15 protein-coding genes are annotated in these 20,388 nt (G+C 73.1%); 5 read left to right on the top strand and 10 right to left on the bottom strand.

Features of this window, described 5'->3' with window-relative positions:
- Positions 1–46: 46 nt before the first annotated feature.
- Both IE311_RS16635 and IE311_RS16630 read right to left on the bottom strand, forming a co-directional pair.
- On the bottom strand, positions 47–1,924 hold the full coding sequence (locus tag IE311_RS16635; RefSeq protein ID WP_189832585.1) for an IucA/IucC family protein: 1,878 nt from the start codon (positions 1,922–1,924) through the stop codon (positions 47–49).
- Positions 1,925–2,546: 622 nt separating this feature from the next.
- Positions 2,547–3,905 (bottom strand): diaminobutyrate--2-oxoglutarate transaminase family protein, encoded by a 1,359-nt coding sequence (locus tag IE311_RS16630; protein WP_229901971.1) that lies wholly within the window; start codon positions 3,903–3,905, stop codon positions 2,547–2,549.
- A 595-nt stretch (positions 3,906–4,500) separates the two neighbouring features.
- Here IE311_RS16630 and IE311_RS16625 point away from each other — a divergent pair.
- On the top strand, positions 4,501–5,679 hold the full coding sequence (locus tag IE311_RS16625) for a trypsin-like serine peptidase (protein WP_189832462.1): 1,179 nt from the start codon (positions 4,501–4,503) through the stop codon (positions 5,677–5,679).
- A gap of 275 nt (positions 5,680–5,954) precedes the next feature.
- A complete protein-coding gene (locus IE311_RS16620; RefSeq protein WP_189832461.1) occupies positions 5,955–7,121 on the top strand; it encodes a trypsin-like serine peptidase in 1,167 nt (388 codons plus the stop codon).
- A gap of 112 nt (positions 7,122–7,233) precedes the next feature.
- Here IE311_RS16620 and hflX read toward each other — a convergent pair whose 3' ends face one another.
- From hflX to miaA, 6 genes are all read right to left on the bottom strand, one after another.
- On the bottom strand, positions 7,234–8,727 hold the full coding sequence (hflX, locus tag IE311_RS16615; RefSeq protein WP_189832460.1) for a GTPase HflX: 1,494 nt from the start codon (positions 8,725–8,727) through the stop codon (positions 7,234–7,236).
- 133 nt (positions 8,728–8,860) lie between these two features.
- On the bottom strand, positions 8,861–10,351 hold the full coding sequence (locus tag IE311_RS16610) for a M1 family metallopeptidase (RefSeq protein ID WP_189832459.1): 1,491 nt from the start codon (positions 10,349–10,351) through the stop codon (positions 8,861–8,863).
- A gap of 188 nt (positions 10,352–10,539) precedes the next feature.
- Positions 10,540–12,840: a RelA/SpoT family protein gene (locus tag IE311_RS16605; protein ID WP_189832458.1), complete on the bottom strand. Its 2,301-nt coding sequence runs from the start codon at positions 12,838–12,840 to the stop codon at positions 10,540–10,542.
- 225 nt (positions 12,841–13,065) lie between these two features.
- Positions 13,066–13,935, bottom strand: a complete 870-nt coding sequence (gene dapF / locus IE311_RS16600; protein ID WP_229901958.1) for a diaminopimelate epimerase — start codon at positions 13,933–13,935, stop codon at positions 13,066–13,068.
- Between the two features lie 110 nt (positions 13,936–14,045).
- The gene (locus tag IE311_RS16595) at positions 14,046–14,549 is read right to left on the bottom strand and encodes a hypothetical protein (protein ID WP_189832583.1); all 504 of its coding nucleotides are present in this window, start codon (positions 14,547–14,549) and stop codon (positions 14,046–14,048) included.
- A gap of 108 nt (positions 14,550–14,657) precedes the next feature.
- Entirely contained in the window at positions 14,658–15,596 is a 939-nt protein-coding gene (miaA, locus tag IE311_RS16590) for a tRNA (adenosine(37)-N6)-dimethylallyltransferase MiaA (RefSeq protein ID WP_189832457.1), read from the bottom strand.
- Between the two features lie 184 nt (positions 15,597–15,780).
- Between miaA and IE311_RS16585 the strand changes: the two genes are divergently transcribed.
- Complete coding sequence (locus IE311_RS16585) at positions 15,781–16,092, top strand: hypothetical protein (RefSeq protein ID WP_229901957.1); 312 nt, start codon at positions 15,781–15,783, stop codon at positions 16,090–16,092.
- Positions 16,093–16,218: 126 nt separating this feature from the next.
- A complete protein-coding gene (locus tag IE311_RS16580; RefSeq protein ID WP_189832455.1) occupies positions 16,219–16,551 on the top strand; it encodes an antitoxin in 333 nt (110 codons plus the stop codon).
- A gap of 132 nt (positions 16,552–16,683) precedes the next feature.
- Here the strand turns inward: IE311_RS16580 and IE311_RS16575 are convergent, their stop codons facing one another.
- Positions 16,684–17,454: a class III extradiol dioxygenase subunit B-like domain-containing protein gene (locus IE311_RS16575; RefSeq protein WP_189832454.1), complete on the bottom strand. Its 771-nt coding sequence runs from the start codon at positions 17,452–17,454 to the stop codon at positions 16,684–16,686.
- 75 nt (positions 17,455–17,529) lie between these two features.
- Positions 17,530–19,062, bottom strand: coding sequence for a tRNA (N6-isopentenyl adenosine(37)-C2)-methylthiotransferase MiaB (miaB, locus tag IE311_RS16570; RefSeq protein ID WP_189832453.1), 1,533 nt, complete (start codon positions 19,060–19,062; stop codon positions 17,530–17,532).
- Between the two features lie 262 nt (positions 19,063–19,324).
- On the opposite strand from miaB, the gene IE311_RS16565 reads away from it, so the two are divergent.
- Positions 19,325–20,383: an ArsR/SmtB family transcription factor gene (locus tag IE311_RS16565; RefSeq protein ID WP_189832452.1), complete on the top strand. Its 1,059-nt coding sequence runs from the start codon at positions 19,325–19,327 to the stop codon at positions 20,381–20,383.
- The last annotated feature ends 5 nt before the right edge of the window (positions 20,384–20,388 follow it).

The raw sequence follows: 20,388 nt of genomic DNA, 5'->3' as shown, positions 1-20,388 counted from the left end.
CTCCTCTCGGCGGTGCGGCAGGGGCGTGGGTTCTTGAAAGGCGGCCTCAGGTGCGGAGGGGGTTGGTGACGGTGACGTAGACGGACTGGGTGTCGACGGGGCCGACGAGTTCGTCCATGCCGTGCAGCCGGGTGAGGAGGTTGGCCTTGCTGCGGAGGGTCGCGGCCTCCAGGAGGCGGTGCGGCAGGGGTGAGCCGAGGCTGGTCGCGGAGGTCAGGAAGCTGCGGAAGGCGGCGAGCAGGACGCGCTCGTCGGCGAGGTGCTGGGCGCCGAAGGCGCCGATCAGGCCGAGGACGTTGTTGATGCCGAGGTAGTAGGCGAAGCGCTCGTCGGTGACCTGGTCGGAGACGAAGGTGTCGCTTTCGGCACCGATGCCGGGGAGACGGCTCTCCAGTTCGCTCCGGTGGGACTCGCGGAAGTAGTAGCCCTGGTTGTCCCGGTAGCGTCCGCCGACCGGCCAGCCGTCGGGGTCGAGGAGCACCAGGGTGTTCTGCTGGTGGGCCTCCAGGGCGATGCCGGCGTGTCCGTCGAGCCAGAGAACGGGGCGGACGACCTGGTCGAGGTAGCGGAGGAACCACTCGGCGGAGACGGCCGTGGTGGGGCGGCCGGTGCGGGCGGCGAGGCGGCCGATGACGTCGGCGAGGCGGGAGCGCATGACGGAGGCGCCCGGCCAGGGTCGGGGGGTGGTGAGGGAGGCGATGCAGACGGCGTCGTCGCCCGGCCCGAAGGGGTTGTGGCGGATCATGACGTCGAGTCCGGGGACGGGGGTGCCGTCAGGGGCGTCGACACCGAGCCAGGCAGGGTCGCGGACGATGTCGAAGCACGGGTGGGCGGCCTGCCACTCGTCGACGAGGCCGGTGCGGAGCAGCCGGTGGACCTCGACGCCTCGGTGGAGTTCCTTACGGAGGTTCTCTCGGCGCGAGTTGGTGATGCGCAGTCCGAGGGAGAGCTTGAGCATGGCCCGCGCGCCGGGGCGGTGCACGGTACGGACGGAGGAGGTGGGGTGCCAGGGACTGCCGTGGGTACCGAGGTCGTGGAGGAGACCGTCGTCGACGAGGGCGCGGATGTCCGGGCGGTGCAGGAGCTCGCGGGCCTGCCAGGGGTGGGCGGGCAGGGGCACGGTGCCGGCCGGGAGCGGGAGGCCTTCGGCGAGACCGGCGGCGAGTTGCTCCGCGGTGACGGGACGGCCCTGTTCGGTCCATGCGGAGTCGGCCGCCAGGAGAGAGGAGTCGACGGCCAGCCAGTGGAGCGGGAAGGAGCCGTGCAGTTCGGGTGAGTAGAGCCGGGCCTCGGCGTCGGAGAGGCCTTCGCGGCTCTTCGGTGTGGGGTGGAGGGGGTGGCCGAGCAGCAGGGACTGTTCGGCGGCGAGGAAGAGGTCGGCGTCCGGGTGCGGCTGGGGCCGGTGGCGGCGCTCGGTGAGGAAGTCGGCGGTACGGCGGGCGGAATCGGCGACCCGGCCGACGAGTTCGGTGCCTTCGGGACGGCCGGTCTCCCGGCTGAGCAGGGCGGCCACGGTCACGGCGTCGACGGTGGGAGCCGTGGCCGGGAGGCCTTCGAGGGCGGGGGCGCCGAAGCGGTGCCAGCCGGTGGGCGACCAGTAGAGGACCGGGACGAGGAGAGCGGTGCCGCTGGCGTCGAGGGGGACGCGCAGGGTGGTGGAGCCGGGGGTGGGCAGGTTCTTCTCCCGGACCCAGCAGCGGAGCAGGTTCTCCACGGCGGCCGCGTCGGCGGCGCGCTGGGGGTCCACATCGTCCAGCGGGTCGACTGCGGTGACCGGCCGGTGCGGACGGGGGTCGAGGGGGCCGGCGTGCTGCCGCGGGACGGTGGGGTCGGCGGGACCGGCTGTGGCGGCCCCGGTTCCGGTGACAGAGGGGTTGGTGACACCGGGGTTGGTGAAAGCGGGGTTGGTGACACCGGGGTTGATGGCCTCGGGACCCGAGACATGGGGGGTGGTGGCATGGGGGCCGGTGACATGGAGGTCGGTGACTCGGGGGTCGGCGGCATCGAATTCCGTGGCGCCGGGGGTGGTGCGGCCGGAGGCGGTGGCGCGCAGAGACGCGCTGCCGGAGGCGGTGCGGTCCGGGACTTCGGTGTGGGGAACCTCGCTGCGGGGTGCCGTGGCGCTGGGGGTGGTGGGGCCGGGGGCGGTGGCGGGGGCGCCTGGTGCTTGGATGCCGGGCGCGGAGCGGCTGAAGGCTTCGGTGCCTGGGGTCGGGCGGCTGAAGGATTCGGTGGCTGGTGCCTCGGGGCCGGGGGTGGGGTGGCCGGGGGCCTCGGGGGAGGTTCCCTGCGAGGGGGAACCCTCGGAGGTGAGGGCGTCGGGCGGGAGGAGGGCGGTGGCGAGGGCCTCGGAGGTGAGGGGCTCGGGGGTGTGTGCCTCGGGGGTGAGGGGCTCGGAAGGCAGGAGGGAGGGGGCGAGGGGCTCGGGGGTGAGGAGCTGGGAGGCGAGCTGCTGGACGGCGAGGGGGGCCTCGGTCTCGGGCGCCGGAGAGGGGGGCGTGGCGTTCACGGGGACTTCCTTGGGGTGGGGCCGGGGGCGGTCCGGGTCAGTGGGTCGGCCCGAGGGCGGTCCGGGGGGCCGTGGCCCGGCGGGCGGCGGGCAGCTGGGGGATGTGGGCCCGTTCGGCCGCGGCCAGGGCGTCGGCGAAGCGGTCCAGGACGGCGGTGGCCTGCTCGTCGGTGAGAGTGAGCGGGGGCAGGAGCCGGACCACCGCGGAGTGGCGGCCGCCGAGTTCCACGATGAGTCCGCGAGCGAGGCACTCCTGCTGGACGGCGAGGGCCAGGGCGGGGGCGGCGGGGGGTACGAGGTCGTCCGGTCCCGCGGCGTCGGGGTCGACGAGTTCGACGCCGATCATGAGGCCGCGGCCGCGGACGTCGCCGACGCAGGGGTGGGCGGCTGCGAGGCCACGGAGTTGGCCGAGGATGCGGTCGCCGAGCGTGCCGGCCCGCTCGGCGAGCTTGTTCTCGCGGACGTACGCGAGGGTGGCCGTGCCCGCGGCCATGGCGAGCTGGTTGCCGCGGAAGGTGCCCGCGTGGGCGCCGGGTTCCCAGGCGTCGAGTTCGGACCTGTAGACGATGACGGCGAGGGGAAGGGAGCCGCCGATGGCCTTGGAGAGGACCATCACGTCGGGTACGACGCCGCTGTGCTCGACGGCCCAGAAGGCACCGGTGCGGCCGACACCGGTCTGCACCTCGTCGACGACCAGGGGGATGGAACGCTCGGCGGTGATGTGGCGCATCCGGCGCATCCAGTCGTCCGGGGCGGGGATGACCCCGCCCTCGCCCTGGACGGCTTCGACGATCATGCCGGCGGGGGTGGTGACGCCGCTCTTGGGGTCGTCGAGGAGGTTCTCGGTCCAGCGGGCGGCGAGTTGGGCACCGGGGGCGCCGCCCACGCCGAAGGGGCAGCGGTACTGCTGCGGGTAGGGCAGCCGGGTGACGCGGACGTCGGTGGCCCCGCCGGAGGCGTCGAGGGCGCCGGACGTCATGCCGTGGTAGGCGCCGGTGAAGGCGAGGAGGCCGCTGCGGCCGGTGGCGGTGCGGACGAGTTTGAGGGCCGCCTCCACGGCGTCCGTGCCGGCCGGTCCGCAGAACTGGATGCGGGCGTTTTCGGCGAGTTCGCCCGGCAGGGTGGCGAACAGCTCGGAGGTGAAGGCGTCCTTCAAGGGGGTGGCGAGGTCGAGGACGTGGAGCGGTGCGCCCGATTCGAGGACCTCCCTGATGGCTTCGAGGACCACGGGGTGGTTGTGGCCGAGCGCGAGGGTCCCGGCGCCGGACAGGCAGTCCAGGTAGCGGCGGCCGTCGGCGCCCTCGATGGTCAGTCCCCGCGCGCGCACCGGGACGATCGGCAGCGAGCGGGCGTAGGTGCGGGCGGCGGATTCGCGCAGGGACTGACGGCGCAGGATGCCCTCGTACCCGCCACCGCCGCCGCCACCGCCCTGGTCCGAACCCGGTCGCTCCGGACGGGTTCGATCCGGATCCGATCGCTCCGGGCTCCCTCGGTCCGGGGCCTCTCGGTCCGGAGCCTCTCGGTCCGGGACTTCTCGGTCCGGGGCGCCTCGGACCGTCGGGTCGTGTGCCTCGGTGGTCGTCCCGTCCTGCGGTCCGCTGTGGCTCCCGTCGGGCGTCCGGGTCTGCGTCCGCGCGGCCGGTGGGACGGCCGGAGCTGATTCGGTCACGGCCACGGCTCGGTGTCCTCCCGCTGTAACAGTTGCGTTGCACATCGGGGCGTCGTCAAGCCGCCGCAAGGGCCGCCCTGAGCGCCACCGTTGTGTCCCCCGTACGTACCAACGACGCGAACTGCCGGGGATCACGGGCCGGAGGCAAGAACTTGGCGTGTCCCGGATCACGTCACGGCAACGGAAGAACCATGACCGGAACCGCCGACCGGCCGCGTACCGTCCCCTCCGGCACCGGCATAGTGGGGGCCGTCGGCCGCTGTCCTTACGGGCACGGCCGCTGTCCATGCACCAGTTGACGTAGTCCCAGGGGGATCACGAGATGCGATCGATTCGTCCGCTGCTGACGGCTGCTTCCGCCGTCGCGGCGCTGACGCTCACCGTTACGGCCTGCGGGCCGAGCGAGGAGAACGCGGGAGACAAGCCCAGCGCGCCCGCGACCGCCCAGAACCCGGCCGACAAGATCAAGATTCCGGAGGACCTGAAGGACCGCCTGAAGGAACACGGGATCGACATCGACAAGTGGCGCGACGGCGAGTGGAAGAACTGGGACCACGACAAGTGGCTGCGTGAGGCCAAGGACTTCGTCAACCCGATCATCGAGGACCTCTGGGACCCGGACCGGATGCGGGACGCCGAGCGTCCCGACAAGCCGGTCGAGGAAGAGGACATCTCGGGCGACAAGGGCGTGACCGACCCGACGCCGGACCCGGTGCGGGCGAAGGCGGTGGGGGCGAAGTACCACGACAACGCCCCGGAGTCCGGGAAGGTCTTCTTCGACGGCCCCGAGGGTTCGATGGTCTGCTCGGCCACGGTCGTGAAGGACCCGGCGCACCCCGGCAAGTCCAACATGGTGTGGACGGCCGGCCACTGTGTGCACAAGGGCAAGAAGGGCGGCTGGTACCGCAACATCGCCTTCGTGCCCTCGTACAACGACGCCGCGCTGTCGACCGCCGACCTGGAGAAGGCGACCCGGGAGCAGATCGCCCCGTACGGCGTGTGGTGGGCGGACTGGGTCAAGACCTCCGACCAGTGGATCTCCCAGGGCGCTTCCACCGGTGGCGCGGGCGCTCCCTACGACTTCGCGGTCATCCAGGTGACTCCGGAGAAGGGCGGCACGAGCAAGTCCCTGGAGGAGACCGTCGGTTCGGCTCTTCCGGTGGACTTCAACGCCCCCGCCGTGCCGAAGATCACGGGTATGAAGGCGACCGGCTACCCGGCGGCGCCGCCGTTCGACGGCCAGCGGATGTTCCAGTGCGAGGACAAGCCGGGCCGGCTGTCCCTGGAGGCGAACCAGCCGACGATGTACCGGATCGGCTGCACGATGACCGGTGGTTCGTCCGGTGGCGGCTGGGTCGCCAAGGGCGGTGACGGCAAGCCGGCGCTCGTGTCGAACACCTCGATCGGTCCGTCGACGGCCGGTTGGCTCGCGGGTCCGCGCCTCGGTCCCGAGGCCAAGGCCATCTTCGACGAGGTCAGCAAGAAGTACGCCGGGCAGTAGGCCGCGGCGGGGTGGCGGGGCCTCCGGGTCCCGCCACCCTCATGTCCGCCCGGGGCGGGACCCTTATCCCGTCCGGGTTTCGTCCGACCGGCATACTGTGCACCGCAAGTGACGCGTCCATGGCAACGTGAAGGGCCGGAGCGCGAACGTCGAGGCGAGTTCGCGCCGGAATGCCGGCAGGCCGGAAATCCGGGAACCCGGTCGGCCTTGCAGCCGGACAGCCGGACACGTGGCCCGTCCCGGACGCGGGAATCATCACAGGGGGAATTCACCACATGCGTTCCGTACGACTCCTTCCCGCCGCCCTCGGCCTGGCCACAGCGCTCGCGCTGACCGCCACGGCCTGCGGACCCACCGAGACCCCGGCCGCGGACAAGCCGTCCGCCGGGGCCGACAGCTCCACGCCGGCCACCGACGGCGGTGGCGCCGACCTCACCAAGGACCTCGCCGACAAGCTCAAGAAGCACGGCGTCGACCTGGACAAGTGGAAGGACGGCGAGTGGAAGAACTGGGACACGAACACCTGGCTCCGTGAGGCCGAGGACTTCGTCAACCCGGTCATCGAGGGGCTCTGGGACCCGGCGCGGATGCAGTCCGCGAAGAGCCCGGACCCGACGATCACCGCACAGGCCGGGAGCAGCGGCTCCGACCCGACGCCCCGCCCCGTGAGGGCGCAGCGCGAGAAGACCCCGTACCACCGCAACGCGGCCCCGGTCGGGAAGATCTTCTTCGACTCTCCGCAGGGCCACATGGTCTGCTCCGGCACCATCGTGAAGGACCCGCGCCGGCCCGGGAAGTCCAACATGGTCTGGACGGCGGGTCACTGTGTCCACGCGGGCAAGAAGGGCGGCTGGTACCGCAACATCACCTTCGTCCCGGCCTTCAACGACCTGGGCAAGTCCCCCGCCGCGCTCAACAACGCGAAGCCGCACGAGATATACCCCTACGGCCAGTACTGGGCCGACTGGGCCGTGACCTCGGGTGAGTGGATCAAGTCCGGCGGCGGCAACCAGGCCTGGCCGTACGACTACGCCGTGCTGCACGTGCAGCCGCAGCGGGGCGGCAAGTCCCTGGAGGAGACCGTCGGCGCCGCGCTTCCGGTCGACTTCTCCGCGCCGACGCCCGCGCAGTCCGGGACGGTGGGCGCGTGGGGCTACCCGGCGGCGCCGCCGTACAACGGCATGATCATGCACAAGTGCCTCGACCGGGCGTCGCGGTACACCACGGCTCCGGCGACGCCGACGATGTACCGGATCGGCTGCACGATGACCGGTGGTTCCTCGGGCGGCGGCTGGTTCCGTGTGCTGCCGAACGGAAAGACGGCGCTGGTGTCGAACACCTCGATCGGCCCGGCCGGCGGCAACGGCTGGCTCGCCGGACCGCAGTTGGGCCGGGGCGCCAAGGCGGCCCACGAGATGGTCAGCAAGAAGTTCGCCCGCTGACCCCGACCAGGGGCACCACGGCGCCGAAGCACCACAGATGAACGACCGAGGGCGCTGTCCTCCTCCCCGGGCGGGGAGGAGGACAGCGCCCTCAGGGCTGTCGTACGTGCCGTCAGTGCGCGGCGGGAACGTACGGCGCGAGCATCGCCGCCAGTTCCTCGTGCACCCGGGCCTTGAGCAGGGTGCCCTCCGGGGTGTGCTCCTCGGACTCGACCTCGCCCTCGGCGTGCACCCGCGAGACCAGACCGCCCTGCGTGTACGGCACCAGGGCTTCCAGCTCGACCTGCGGGCGCGGCAGCTCGGAGTCGATGAGCGCGAGCAGCTCGTCGATGCCCTGGCCCGAACGGGCCGAGACCACGATGGAGTGCTTCTCCATCCGCAGCAGACGCTGGATCACCAGCGGGTCCGCCGCGTCCGCCTTGTTGATGACGACGATCTCCGGCACCTTCACCGCGCCGACGTCCCGGAAGACCTCGCGCACGGCGGCCAGCTGCTCCTCCGGCGCCGGGTGCGAGCCGTCCACCACGTGCAGGATGAGGTCGGACTCGCCGACCTCCTCCATGGTGGAGCGGAAGGCCTCGACCAGGTGGTGCGGCAGGTGTCGGACGAAGCCGACGGTGTCGGCCAGCGTGTAGACCCGGCCGCTGGGCGTCTCGGCCCGGCGGACGGTCGGGTCGAGCGTGGCGAACAGCGCGTTCTCCACGAGGACGCCCGCGCCGGTGAGGCGGTTGAGCAGGGAGGACTTGCCGGCGTTGGTGTAGCCGGCGATGGCGACCGACGGCACCTTGTGACGGCGGCGCTCCTGCCGCTTGATGTCACGGCCGGTCTTCATCTCCGCGATCTCCCGGCGCATCTTCGCCATCTTCTCGCGGATACGACGCCGGTCCGTCTCGATCTTGGTCTCACCGGGACCACGGGTGGCCATGCCGCCACCGCCGCCGCCACCCATCTGACGGGAGAGCGACTGACCCCAGCCTCGCAGGCGCGGCAGCATGTACTGCATCTGCGCGAGCGCGACCTGCGCCTTGCCCTCTCGGGACTTGGCGTGCTGGGCGAAGATGTCGAGGATCAGGGCGGTCCGGTCGACCACCTTGACCTTGACGACGTCTTCGAGGGCGATGAGCTGGCCGGGGCTGAGCTCGCCGTCGCAGACGACGGTGTCGGCGCCGGTCTCGACCACGATGTCGCGCAGTTCGCGCGCCTTGCCGGAGCCGATGAAGGTCGCCGGGTCCGGCTTGTCACGGCGCTGGATCACGCCGTCGAGCACGAGGGCGCCCGCCGTCTCGGCGAGGGCCGCGAGTTCCGCGAGGGAGTTCTCCGCGTCCTGGGCGGTCCCCGAGGTCCACACACCGACCAGCACGACGCGCTCCAGGCGCAGCTGGCGGTACTCGACCTCGGTGACGTCCTCGAGTTCGGTGGAGAGGCCCGCGACACGGCGCAGGGCCGCGCGCTCGGAGCGGTCGAACTGGTCGCCGTCCCGGTCTCCGTCGATCTCGTGGCTCCAGGCGACGTCCTCTTCCATCAGGGCATCGGCCCGAAGGCTCTCGGTACGGCTCGTCTCCGCGAAGCTCTGCTCGTCCTGGGAAGGGGAAGAAGAGGAGGTCATTTGATCCTTACGTCGATTGCTTCGATGAAGCGATGAGTCTTATGCCGTGGCAACGCGTGAGGGAACCGGAAGATTCCCGGCCCGCCGGCCGCGTCGCCGACCCGACGATGGTGACACGGCCCGCCGGGGCCCGTCACCCGGGTTTCGGGGCGGTTCGGGCCGCCTCGGCCGGGCGGCTGCGCCAGTCCGGATGGCCGGGCATCGGCGGGGTCTTCGCCTCGTACAGCCAGGCGTGGAGGAAGGCGGTCAGGTCGCGTCCGGCGATCTCACCGGCCAGGGCGGTGAAGTCGGCGGTGGTGGCGGTGCCGTCGCGGTGGTCGGCGACCCAGCGGCGTTCGAGCCGCCGGAAGGCCTCGGTACCGATCTCCTTGCGGAGCGCGTAGAGGACGAGGGCGCTGCCGTCGTAGACGACGGGCCGGAAGAGACTGATCTTGTGGCCGGGCGCGGGGGGCCGGGGGGCGGCGGGCGGCCCGCCGTCGGCGCGCCATCCGTCGGAGGCGGCGTAGGCGGCCTTCATGCGCCGCTCCAGGGACTTGCCGGCGGTCTCCTCGGCGTACAGCGCCTCGTACCAGCTGGCGTGTCCCTCGTTGAGCCAGAGGTCGGACCAGGTCCGGGGCGAGACGCTGTCGCCGAACCACTGGTGGGCCAGCTCGTGCACCATGACCGAGTCGACGTACCACTCCGGGTAGGCCGGTTCCGTGAAGAGGCGGCGTTCGAAGAGCGAGAGGGTCTGGGTCTCCAGCTCGAAGCCCGTGTCGGCGTCCGCGACGAGCACCCCGTAGGTCTCGAAGGGGTACGCGCCGACCTGCCGCTCCATCCACTCCAGGTGGCCGGGGGTTTTGCGGAGCCAGGGCTCCATCAGCTCCCGGTCGGCGGTGCGGACCACGTCCCGTACGGGCAGCCCGTGGGGTCCGGCGCGGTGGACGACGGTGGAGCGGCCGATGGACACCTGGGCGAGCTCGGTGGCCATGGGGTGGCGGGTGCGGTAGGTCCAGGTGGTGGTGGAGCCGCGGGTGACCCGGCCGGCGGGCAGTCCGTTGGCGACGGCCGTGAGCTCGCTGGGGGCGGTGATCCGGAAGGTGAAGTACGCCTTGTCCGCCGGGTGGTCGTTGGACGGGAAGACCCGGTGGGCGGCGTCGGCCTGGTTGGCCATGGCGAGTCCGTCGCCGGTGCGGACCCAGCCGCCGGTGTCGGCGGGGCCGCTGGGGTCGCTGGTGTGGGTGACGGTGATCTCGATCGGCTCGCCCTCGTCGATCGGTACGACGGGGGTGACGACCAGGTCCTCACCGCTGCTCGTGTACGCGGCGGGCAGCCCGTCGACGGTGACGGCGGAGACCGTGCCGTGGGTGAAGTCGAGGTTGAGCCGCTCCAGGTCGTCGGTGGCGCGCGCGTCGATCCGGGTCACGGCGGCCAGCGGTTCCGTGTTGACGCCGGGGTAGGTGAGGTCGACGGCGTACGCGAGGACGTCGTAGCCGGGGTTGCCGAGGTGCGGGAAGAGCGGGTCCCCGATGCCGAGCGGCGCCGGGGCGGGGAGCGCGGCGGCGACGAGCCCGGCCGAGGCGGCGACCAGGACGGCGGAGCGGAGCCACCGCGCGCGGGGCAGGGCGGTACGGACGAGCGGCATGGGCCAGGCCTTTCCGGAGGACTGGCCCTACGGCTACCAGGGCTACGCCCGCTCCCCCGGGCGGCGCGCTCGCCCGCCACTCGAAGGGGGTCATGGCCCGGGCTCCCCGCCCCTCCCTGTCGCCGCGTGGCGAGGCACCCGCCTGTGGCGAGTGACTGTCGCGCGGCGGGTCACCGCCCCGTGGTTGGTCAGGCCCGGCGCTGCTGGGGCGACGAGCCGCGGCGGGCGCGGCTCACGTCGTACACCCCGGGCACGTCCCTCATGGCCCGCATGAGGGCGGCGAGCCGGGCCACGTCGGGCAGGTGGAGGGTGTACGTGTGGCGGACCCGCTGCTCGCTGGGCGGCTCGACGGTCGCGGAGACCACGGCGGCCCCGGCGACGGCGATGGCCTCGGTGAGGTCGGCGAGGAGCCCGGGCCGTCCGAAGGACTCCGCGACCAGGGTGACCCGGCCCTGTGCCGTGTCGCCCCAGCGGACGGCGACGGGTTCGCGGCCCAGCCTGCGCATGGTGTCGACGGCCGCGCATCCCGAGCGGTGGGCGGTGACCGATCCCCCGCGCACCCGGAATCCGGTGATCTTGTCCGGTGGTACGGGGGTGCAGCAGCCGGCCGGGCGGACGGACGCGCGCGGTTCGCCCTCCAGATCGGCGTGGAGTTCCGCGCCGGACCGGTGGTCGGCGGCGACGTGGACCTGGGGTCGGGGTCCGGTGGCGGCGGCCGGGGGCGCGGCGCTCTCGGGGTGGTCCCTGAGCCAGCGGGTGATCGCGATCCGGGCGGCCGGGGTGCGGGCGTGGTCGAGCCACTCCGGGGAGGGGCCGGAGACCGCGTCCTGGGCGAGCAGCAGCTGGACGGTGTCCCCGTCCGCGAGGACGGTGCTCAGCGGTGCGAGCCGGCCGTTGACGCGGGCGCCGAGGCAGCCGTGGGCGGCCTCGCCGTGCTGGGCGTAGGCGGCGTCGACGCAGCTGGCTCCGGCGGGCAGGCTGATCGTGCCGGGGGCGCTGCCGTCGGCGCGGAAGACGGTGATCTCGTCGTCCTCGGCGAGGTCGGCGCGGAGCGAGGTCCAGAAGGTGTCCGGGTCGGGGGCGGCCTGCTGCCAGTCGAGGAGCCGGGAGAGCCAGCCGGGGCGCGTGGGGTCGACACGCTCGCCGTCCTCGGCGGACACCGCGGGCCCGGCGGGCCCGCCGGCGTCGTCCCGTCCTGCCGTTCCCGGCCGGTCCGCGTCCCACGGGAGAGCGGCGGCATCCGTGTCCCGGGCACGGTCCTGCCGGTCGGTGCCGCCGGACGTGCCGGTGCCTCCCGGCCGGTCGGCCGGGTCCTGCCCCACGTGCGGATTGCCGAGGGCGACGACCCCCGCCTCCGCGACCTTGTGCATCCGGTGGGTCCGGATGAGGACCTCGGCGACGGCGCCGTCGGGGGCGGCGATCGCGGTGTGCAGCGACTGGTACAGGTTGAACTTGGGGGCCGCGATGAAGTCCTTGAACTCGGAGATCACCGGGGTGAAACAGGTGTGGAGCTCGCCGAGGACCGCGTAACAGTCGGCGTCCTCGGCGACCAGGACGAGGAGGCGTCCGAAGTCGCAGCCGCGCAGCTCTCCGCGCTTGAGGCGGACCCGGTGGACGGAGACGAAGTGCCGGGGACGGACGAGGACCTCGGCACCGATGCCGGCCTCGCGCAGCACCGTCGTCACCTGTTCGGCGACGGCGCCGAGCGCGTCGCCCGCGTGCGGGTTCCCGGCGATGAGCGCGCGGGTGGTCTCGTACTCCTCGGGGTGGAGGATGGCGAAGACGAGGTCCTCCAGCTCGGTCTTGAGGGCCTGGACGCCGAGCCGTTCGGCCAGCGGGATGAGGACGTCCCGGGTGACCTTGGCGATCCTGGCCTGTTTCTCGGGCCGCATCACCCCGAGGGTGCGCATGTTGTGGAGCCGGTCGGCCAGCTTGATCGACATCACCCGGACGTCGTTGCCGGTGGCGACGAGCATCTTGCGGAAGGTCTCGGGCTCGGCGGCGGCGCCGTAGTCGATCTTCTCCACCTTGGTGACACCGTCGACGAGATAGGCGACCTCGTCCCCGAACTCACGGCTCACCTGATCCAGAGTCACCTCGGTGTCCTCGACCGTGTCGTGGAGGAGGGAGGCGGTCAGGGTGGTGGTCTCGGCGCCGAGTTCGGCGAGGATGAGGGTCACCGCCAGCGGGTGGGTGATGTACGGCTCGCCGCTCTTGCGGAACTGGCCGCGGTGCGAGGACTCGGCGAGGACGTACGCCCGGCGCAGCACCGTGAGGTCGGCCTCGGGGTGATGGGCGCGGTGCGCCTCGGCCACATGGCTGATGGCGTCGGGCAGCCGGTCACGGGGCGCCGGTCCGGCGGTGGCGCCGAGCAGGGCGGCGCGGCCGAGCCGGCGCAGGTCGATCCGGGCACGTCCGCGTCTGCGGGCGGTCGCATCGGTGACGGCGGCTTCCGCCGCGCTCACAGGGTTGGTGGCCTCTGCGCTCATGGGGCACCTCCGGCAACGTCGACCGGCGGTGGGCGGGCCAGGCGTACCCGGGGGGCCGGTGCTTGATGCTACCGACCCCACCACGTGGCGCAGTCGCGCTCTCGCTCAGCGTGAACCGGATCACCCATTCGAGCGACAAATCAGTCGTTGACTGTTTCGATTCCGTCGCTTCCTTCGATTCGGCCGGGCCGCGCCGGGGCGCCGCGGCCGGGCCGGGAGGGCGATTCAGCCGAGCCAGGCCGGGTCGACGGTGCCCTCGGCGACGATCTCGGCGGGGCCCGTCATGTCGATCCGGCCGTCGGGGTGCTCGGTGATGAGCAGGGTCCCGCCGAGCACGTCCACGGTGTACGTGACGGGGGTGCCGCTCACGGCGGGGTCGGCGCCGTCCCGGCGGGCGGTGGCGACGGCCACGGCGCACGCGCCGGTGCCGCAGGAGCGCGTCTCGGCGGAGCCCCGCTCGTGGACGCGCATGGCGACGTGGCGGGGGCCGCGGTCGGCGACGAACTCGATGTTCACCCCGTCCGGGTAGACCGCGGCGGGCTCGTACGGCGGCTCGGTGAACAGGTTGCCGGCGTGGGCGAGGTCCTCGACGAAGGCGACCGCGTGCGGATTGCCCATGTTCACGTTGCGCGCGGGCCAGCTGCGGCCGTCGACGGTGACCGTGACCCCGGCCTCCGGAAGGACCGCGCGGCCCATGGCGACGGTGACCGAGCCGTCCTTGTCGAGGTGGACGCGCTTGACCCCGCCGCGGGTGGCGACGGCGACCTCGCCGGCGGTGATGTGCCCGGCGTGCTCCAGGTAGCGGGCGAAGACCCGGACGCCGTTCCCGCACATCTCGGCGATCGAGCCGTCCGAGTTGCGGTAGTCCATGAACCACTCGGCCTCTTCGGCCATGTGCCGCGCCTCGGGATGGGAGGCGCTGCGCACGACGTGCAGCAGCCCGTCGCCGCCGATGCCGGCCCGCCGGTCGCAGAGCCGCACGACGGCGGCCGCGGACAGGTCGACGGCGTTCTCCGCGTCGGGGACGATCACGAAGTCGTTCTCGGTGCCGTGGCCCTTGAGGAAGGGGAGCGGCGAGGTCAGCGTGCTGGTCACGAGTTCAACTGTACGGGGTGGTCGCGGGGGGCCGCCCGCTCGTCCACAGGGTGGGCCCGGCGCCGCGCGGACGGCTTCGGCACCCCCGCCTCCGCGCCGCGGACGGAGTGTCAGCGCAGGCGCGCCACGCGCCAGACCGCGAGGGCCACCAGGGCCGCGATCGTGGTCGCGTACAGGGCGAGGTAGCGCCAGTTCGGGCGCTCGCCGGAGCCGCGCTGCGGGAGGCCCGGCCAGGTGTAGCCGACCTTGCGGGCGGCCATCATGCCCCAGCCCGCGGCGCAGAAGCTGATCAGGAGTCCGAGCATGGCCAGGACGGCGCCGCCGTCCCCCGAACCGAAGGCGAGGGGGAACGCGAACATCAGCGAGCCGACGGCCGCCAGACCGACGATCGGGGCGAGCTGCCAGATCCTCAGCCGACGCTGGGGACGCAGCTCGACCTCGACCTCGTCGGCGTCCACCTCGACGGCGGTGCCCACCGCGTCGTCGGGGCCGTCCGGGGTCAGCCCCGGGGCACCGACCGGGAGGTCGTCGTCGGTCGGGTGGCCCGGGGTCACACCCGTCGGGTCACCGAGCGCCGCTTCGTGCTGTTCTCTGTCGCGAGGGCCGGCCTCCATCGCCACGCGCCCTCCCCACTCGGACTCCACTTGGTCGATCGATGCTCGATGATGGCACGCTCACGACCGCCGAAATGACGGGCAGGGCGTCCCGATGCCATCACGTGATCAGGCTGTAACCGCTCGTTCGACCAACGACAGCGCCTGCCCCGGGAGTTCCCCCCGGTGCTCGGCGGCTCCGCTGAGCCAGTGGACACGCGGGTCGCGGCGGAACCACGAGTCCTGGCGGCGGGCGAAGCGCTTGGTGGCCCGCACGGTCTCGGCGCGCGCCTCGTCCTCGGTGCACTCCCCGGCGAGGGCCGCGAGGACCTGCTGGTAGCCGAGGGCGCGGGCGGCGGTGCGCCCTTCGCGCAGGCCCCGGGCCTCCAGGGCGCGCACCTCGTCGACGAGACCGGCCTCCCACATCCGGTCCACGCGCGTGGCGATCCGCTCGTCCAGCTCGGGGCGGGCCACGTCGACGCCGATCTGGACGGTGTCGTAGACGGAATCGGGGCCCGGCAGGTTGGCGGTGAACGGCTTGCCGGTGATCTCGATCACCTCGAGGGCGCGAACGATGCGGCGGCCGTTGCTCGGCAGGATCGCGCGGGCCGCCTCGGGGTCGGCGGAGGCGAGCCGGGCGTGCAGGACGCCGGAGCCGTGCTCCTCGAGCTCGGCCTCCAGGCGGGCCCGGACGGCGGGGTCGGTGCCGGGGAACTCGAGGGCGTCGACGGCCCCCCGTACGTACAGACCGGAACCGCCGACGAGGACGGGGGTGCGGCCGGCGGCGAGCAGCCGGTCGATCTCGGCGCGGGCGAGCCGCTGGTACTCGGCGACGCTGGCGGCCTCGGTCACGTCCCAGATGTCGAGGAGGTGGTGCGGAACGCCGCCGCGTTCCTCGGGCGTCAGTTTGGCGGTTCCGATGTCCATCCCCCGGTAGAGCTGCATCGAGTCTGCGTTGACGACCTCGCCCCCGAGCTGCTGGGCCAGGAATACACCCAGATCGGACTTACCGGCCGCTGTGGGGCCGACGACGGCGATGACCCGCGGGGCGGGAGCTGCGCTTCTCACCGGCCCAGTCTCGCAAACCTCCGGGCCCGTCCCCGAATGAGCTACGTGACGGGCCCCATGCGGCTTCGTTGCCTGTTGCGAGGTTCCGGCCGTCGATCGCCACGGAATCCCTCCCATCCGAGTACGCTATGGAGTGAATATGGGCGTTTTTGCGATGTTTCGCCGTAAGAAGCAGGATGCGGCCGTGGTCCCGTCCGAGGAGGCCGGGGCCACCGCTCCGGCGGAGGACGGCGACACGGATACCGCTTCGGACGCCCCGGACGCCCTGACGATCGCGGCGGCGGAGGGCACGGCCGAGACCGCGGAGGACACGGCGGACACCGAGGTCGCGGGCGTGGCCGGTGCGAAGGACGCGGACGGGGACGACGAGGACGAAGACGACGACGAGGTGACCGGAGCGGCCGCCGCGGAGGCCGTGGAGGCCGTGGACATTCCGAAGCAGCAGTCGGCCGAGGCCGCCGCGGACAACGAGGCGGGCGAGAGCGCCCGCCGCTAGGGACGGTCCGTTGAACGGCGGCGCCGCGGGCATACGTCAGACACCCCCTGGCCCCCCGGGGTCCAGGGGGCAGGACACGGAACACGGACACGGACCCCACGAGGGTCCACGGAGGGAAGGTGCCCCATGGGTCTCCTGGATTCGCTGAAGGCCAAGCTCGGCCCGGCCAAGGACAAGGTCGCCGACCTCGCGCAGCAGCACGGCGAGAAGATCGACCACGGGCTGGACAAGGCCGCGAAACTGGTCGACGAGAAGACCAAGGGCAAGTACAGCGACAAGATCCAGTCCGGTACGGGCAAGGCCAAGGGCGCGGTCGACCGGATCGCCCACAAGGACGACGGAACGCCGGGGGCCGGTGGGACGCCCGGCACCGGTGGAACGCCGGGGGCCGGTGGAACGCCGGGGGCCGGTGGGACGCCCGGGAGCGGTGGCGGCCCGACCCCGCCGCCCGCCTCCTGACGTCCGGCGTCACCCGACAGCCCCTCCGCACGGCGGACGGCCGCGGAGCATCTCGCTCCGCGGCCGTCCGCCGTTCCCGTGCCGTGCGCCCCGCGCCGTGTGTTCGGGGCTGCCTGGACGCCTGCCGGTGACTCAGGACCAGGCGGCGACGAAGTAGCCCACGCCGTACGGGGCGTCCTCGAAGAGCAGCCGGCCGTCGAGTCCCGCGCCCTCGGCGGCGCCCGCGAGGACCTGCCAGGGGGCCCGGCCCGCCACCTTCAGTTCGTACGCGAGCTCCGGTTCCAGGGCCAGCAGCGCGGCCGTGTCGGCCGTGCCCAGCGCGCGGGCGGCCTCCGCGTCGAAGCCGGCGGCCCGCTCGTCCAGGTAGCCGGGGGCCTTCACGGTGCGGCAGGCGCTGCCGTCGCCCATGACCAGGAGGGCGACCCGTGCGGCGGAGTCGGCGAGCCCTCGGCCGAGCCCGGCGCAGACGTCGGGCGTGGCCGCCTCGTCGACGCCGAGGCCCTCGATCGGCGCGTCGGCCCAGCCGGCGCGGCCGAGCAGCCAGGCGGCGACGGAGAGGGAGGAGGGCAGGGGACGTCCGTCGGCAGGGCCCCCCTCGCCGGCCTCGGCCGACCGTCCGTCGGCGGGCCGGCCGGCGCCCTCGTCGGCGGAGCCTTCGCCGAGGCGTACCGACAGGTCGACGCCGAATCCGGCGAAGGAGCCCGCCGTACCGGCCGGGTAGACACCGTTGGCACCCCCGGGCGCGGGCCCCACGACGTACAGCCGGTCGGGGCGGGCCGCGGCGAGCAGCCCGACGGCGTCCGCGCAGGCCGTGCGCGCGGCGTCCAGCTCGGGGGCGGCGCCGGTCGCGACCTCGGGCACGAGAAGCGGCGGGCAGGGGCAGACGGCTGCGGCGACAAGCATGATCCGCAGCCTACTGCGCCCCGCCCACGGAGCCGCTGTCCCCTACACGTGAGTCCCCCCGGACCTCCGTACGAGCTACGCGTGCGTCCCGCAGGCCGGGACCTCGGCCGCCGGGAGGGGCTCGGGGACCCCGATCTTCGGGAGTCCGAGCAGCACGCCGGCCGGCTTCGCCGCGGCGGCGGTCGTGCGCTTCTCCCAGGCGTCACCGGCGCGGGTACGGCGTACCGCGCCGACGGGGCCCTCGGCGAGCAGGTGGTGCGGGGCGGCGTAGGTGATCTCGACGGTCACGACGTCGCCGGGGCGGACGTCCTCGTCGGGCTTGGTGAAGTGGACGAGCCGGTTGTCGGGGGCGCGGCCCGAGAGTCGGTCCGTGGCGCCGTCCTTGCGGCCCTCGCCCTCGGCGACCATGACCTCCAGCGTGCGGCCGACCTGCTTCTTGTTCTCCTCCCAGGAGATCTCCTCCTGGAGGGTGACGAGCCGCATGTAGCGCTCCTGCACGACCTCCTTGGGGATCTGGTTCTCCATGTCGGCGGCCGGGGTACCGGGGCGCTTGGAGTACTGGAAGGTGAAGGCGTTCGCGAAGCGGGCCTCGCGGACGGCGTGCATGGTCTGCTCGAAGTCCTCCTCGGTCTCGCCGGGGAAGCCCACGATGATGTCGGTGGAGATGGCGGCGTGCGGGATGGCCGCGCGGACCTTCTCGATGATTCCGAGGAAACGCTCCTGCCGGTACGAGCGGCGCATCGCCCGGAGGATCGAGTCCGAGCCGGACTGCATCGGCATGTGGAGCTGCGGCATGACGTTCGGCGTCTCGGCCATCGCCGCGATCACGTCGTCGGTGAAGTCGCGGGGGTGCGGCGAGGTGAAGCGGACCCGCTCCAGGCCCTCGATCTGTCCGCAGGCGCGGAGCAGCTTGGAGAAGGCCTCGCGGTCGCCGAGGTCGGAGCCGTACGCGTTGACGTTCTGGCCGAGGAGGGTGATCTCGGAGACGCCCTCGGCGACCAGTGCCTCGATCTCGGCGAGGATGTCGCCGGGGCGGCGGTCCTCCTCCTTGCCGCGCAGGGCCGGGACGATGCAGAAGGTGCAGGTGTTGTTGCAGCCGACGGAGATCGAGACCCAGGCGGCGTACGCGGACTCACGGCGGGTCGGCAGCGTCGACGGGAAGGCCTCGAGCGACTCGGCGATCTCGATCTGCGCCTCCTCCTGCACGCGGGCGCGCTCCAGGAGGACGGGCAGCTTGCCGATGTTGTGGGTGCCGAAGACCACGTCGACCCAGGGGGCCTTCTCGACGATGGTGTCGCGGTCCTTCTGGGCGAGACAGCCGCCGACGGCGATCTGCATGCCGGGGCGCGTGGTCTTCCTCGGGGCGAGCCGGCCGAGGTTGCCGTACAGCTTGTTGTCGGCGTTCTCACGGACCGCGCAGGTGTTGAAGACGACGACGTCGGCGTCCCCGTCGGAGCCCTTGGGGGCCTGGACGTAACCCGCCTCTTCCAGCAGACCGGAGAGCCGCTCGGAGTCGTGGACGTTCATCTGGCACCCGTAGGTGCGGATCTCATAGGTCTTGGTGCCGTCAACGCTCACTGCGGTGCTCCGGTCGCTGCTGCTCGTCATGCGTCCAAGGGTAGGCGGTCCCCGGAGAGCCTCCGCCCGGCACGGGAGCCCCGGCTCCGGGCCGGGGGGCGGAGCGCGCGGCTCCGGTGGGGACGGCGGCCGCCGGAGCGCCCGGCTCCGCGGCGGTGGGCGGCGACCTGAGATTCTCATGTGGGAACGGGTGACGCACGCACACCGGCTCCGGTACGCAGGCACTGTTCCCACGGGCGTCGTCGGCGCACTGTCGAGGTGTTCTCACTCGACACCGAACGGGGCGGCATCGATGCAGCGGATTCACTTCACCGGGACCGATCTTGCGCGCGTCCGGTTGCGGAGCAGTCTCGGGCCCCTTCTGGAGGGCGTCTTCGCGACCCGACTGCTCGTACGGCCGACACGCGGCGACGTGTACGCCCGCTGGCGCATCGCGGTACGGAACTCCCTACGGGGCACCAGCCGGGCCGCGCTCCCACGGCCGGCCACACCCGGCGCCGAGGTGCCGCTGCTGAGACTGCTCGAGGCGACGGACCGGGACCGGGGGGTGCCGGCGCAGCGCACGGAGGCGGAGCGGCTGGCCCTCGACGTGTGGCGCGCGGGGGTCTTCCCGTACGCGGAACGCATGGTGGAACGGCTGGAGGCCGTCTGCCACGCGCACTGCCGGGAGGCGGCGGCGGGCGGCGTGGAGGGGCTGCTGTCGACGCTGCACCCGCGGATCTCCTGGCGGGGCCCGGTCCTGGAGGTGGAGGGCGGGCCCGACCGGGACATCCGCCTGAACGGTCGGGGGCTCGTCCTCAAGCCCTCCGTATTCCTGCCGGGTGAGGCCGGCCGGGTCCTCGCGCCGGAGCGGGAGAGCGGCCAGACCGTGCTGGTCTTCGCCGCCGACCCGGAGCTGACGGAGGGGTGGAACGAGACGCCGGCGGCGGCCGGAGCGGACGACGGCGACGACGACGGGGAGGTCAGGGCGCTGAGCGCGCTCGTGGGGCAGACCCGGGCGGCGGCGCTGCGGGTGCTCACCGACACCTCCACGAACTCGGAGCTCGCGGCCCGGCTGGGCGTCTCGCCCGGGGTGGCGAGCCGCCACGCGGCCGTCCTGCGCGAGACCGGCCTGATCACCACGCGCAGGGTGGGCAGCAGCGCCCTGCACACGGTGACCCCGCTGGGCAGGGCGCTGCTCGGCGGGCAGCCGCTCAACGTGCTGCCCTTCACGGCCGCACGGGACGCGCGGGGCGCCGCGGGTGCCGGGAGCGGCGGCCCCCGGGCCTCCAGACCGGGCGGCGTGCGCGGGAACAACGGCGTGGGGACGGGCCGGAGGGTCGTCGCACCTCAGGCGTTCCGTACGGCCTGAGGGCG

Origin of the sequence: Streptomyces zaomyceticus, from assembly GCF_014656215.1 — a bacterium.
Lineage (GTDB): Bacteria > Actinomycetota > Actinomycetes > Streptomycetales > Streptomycetaceae > Streptomyces > Streptomyces zaomyceticus.
This window is presented reverse-complemented; position numbering and strand designations above follow the sequence as displayed.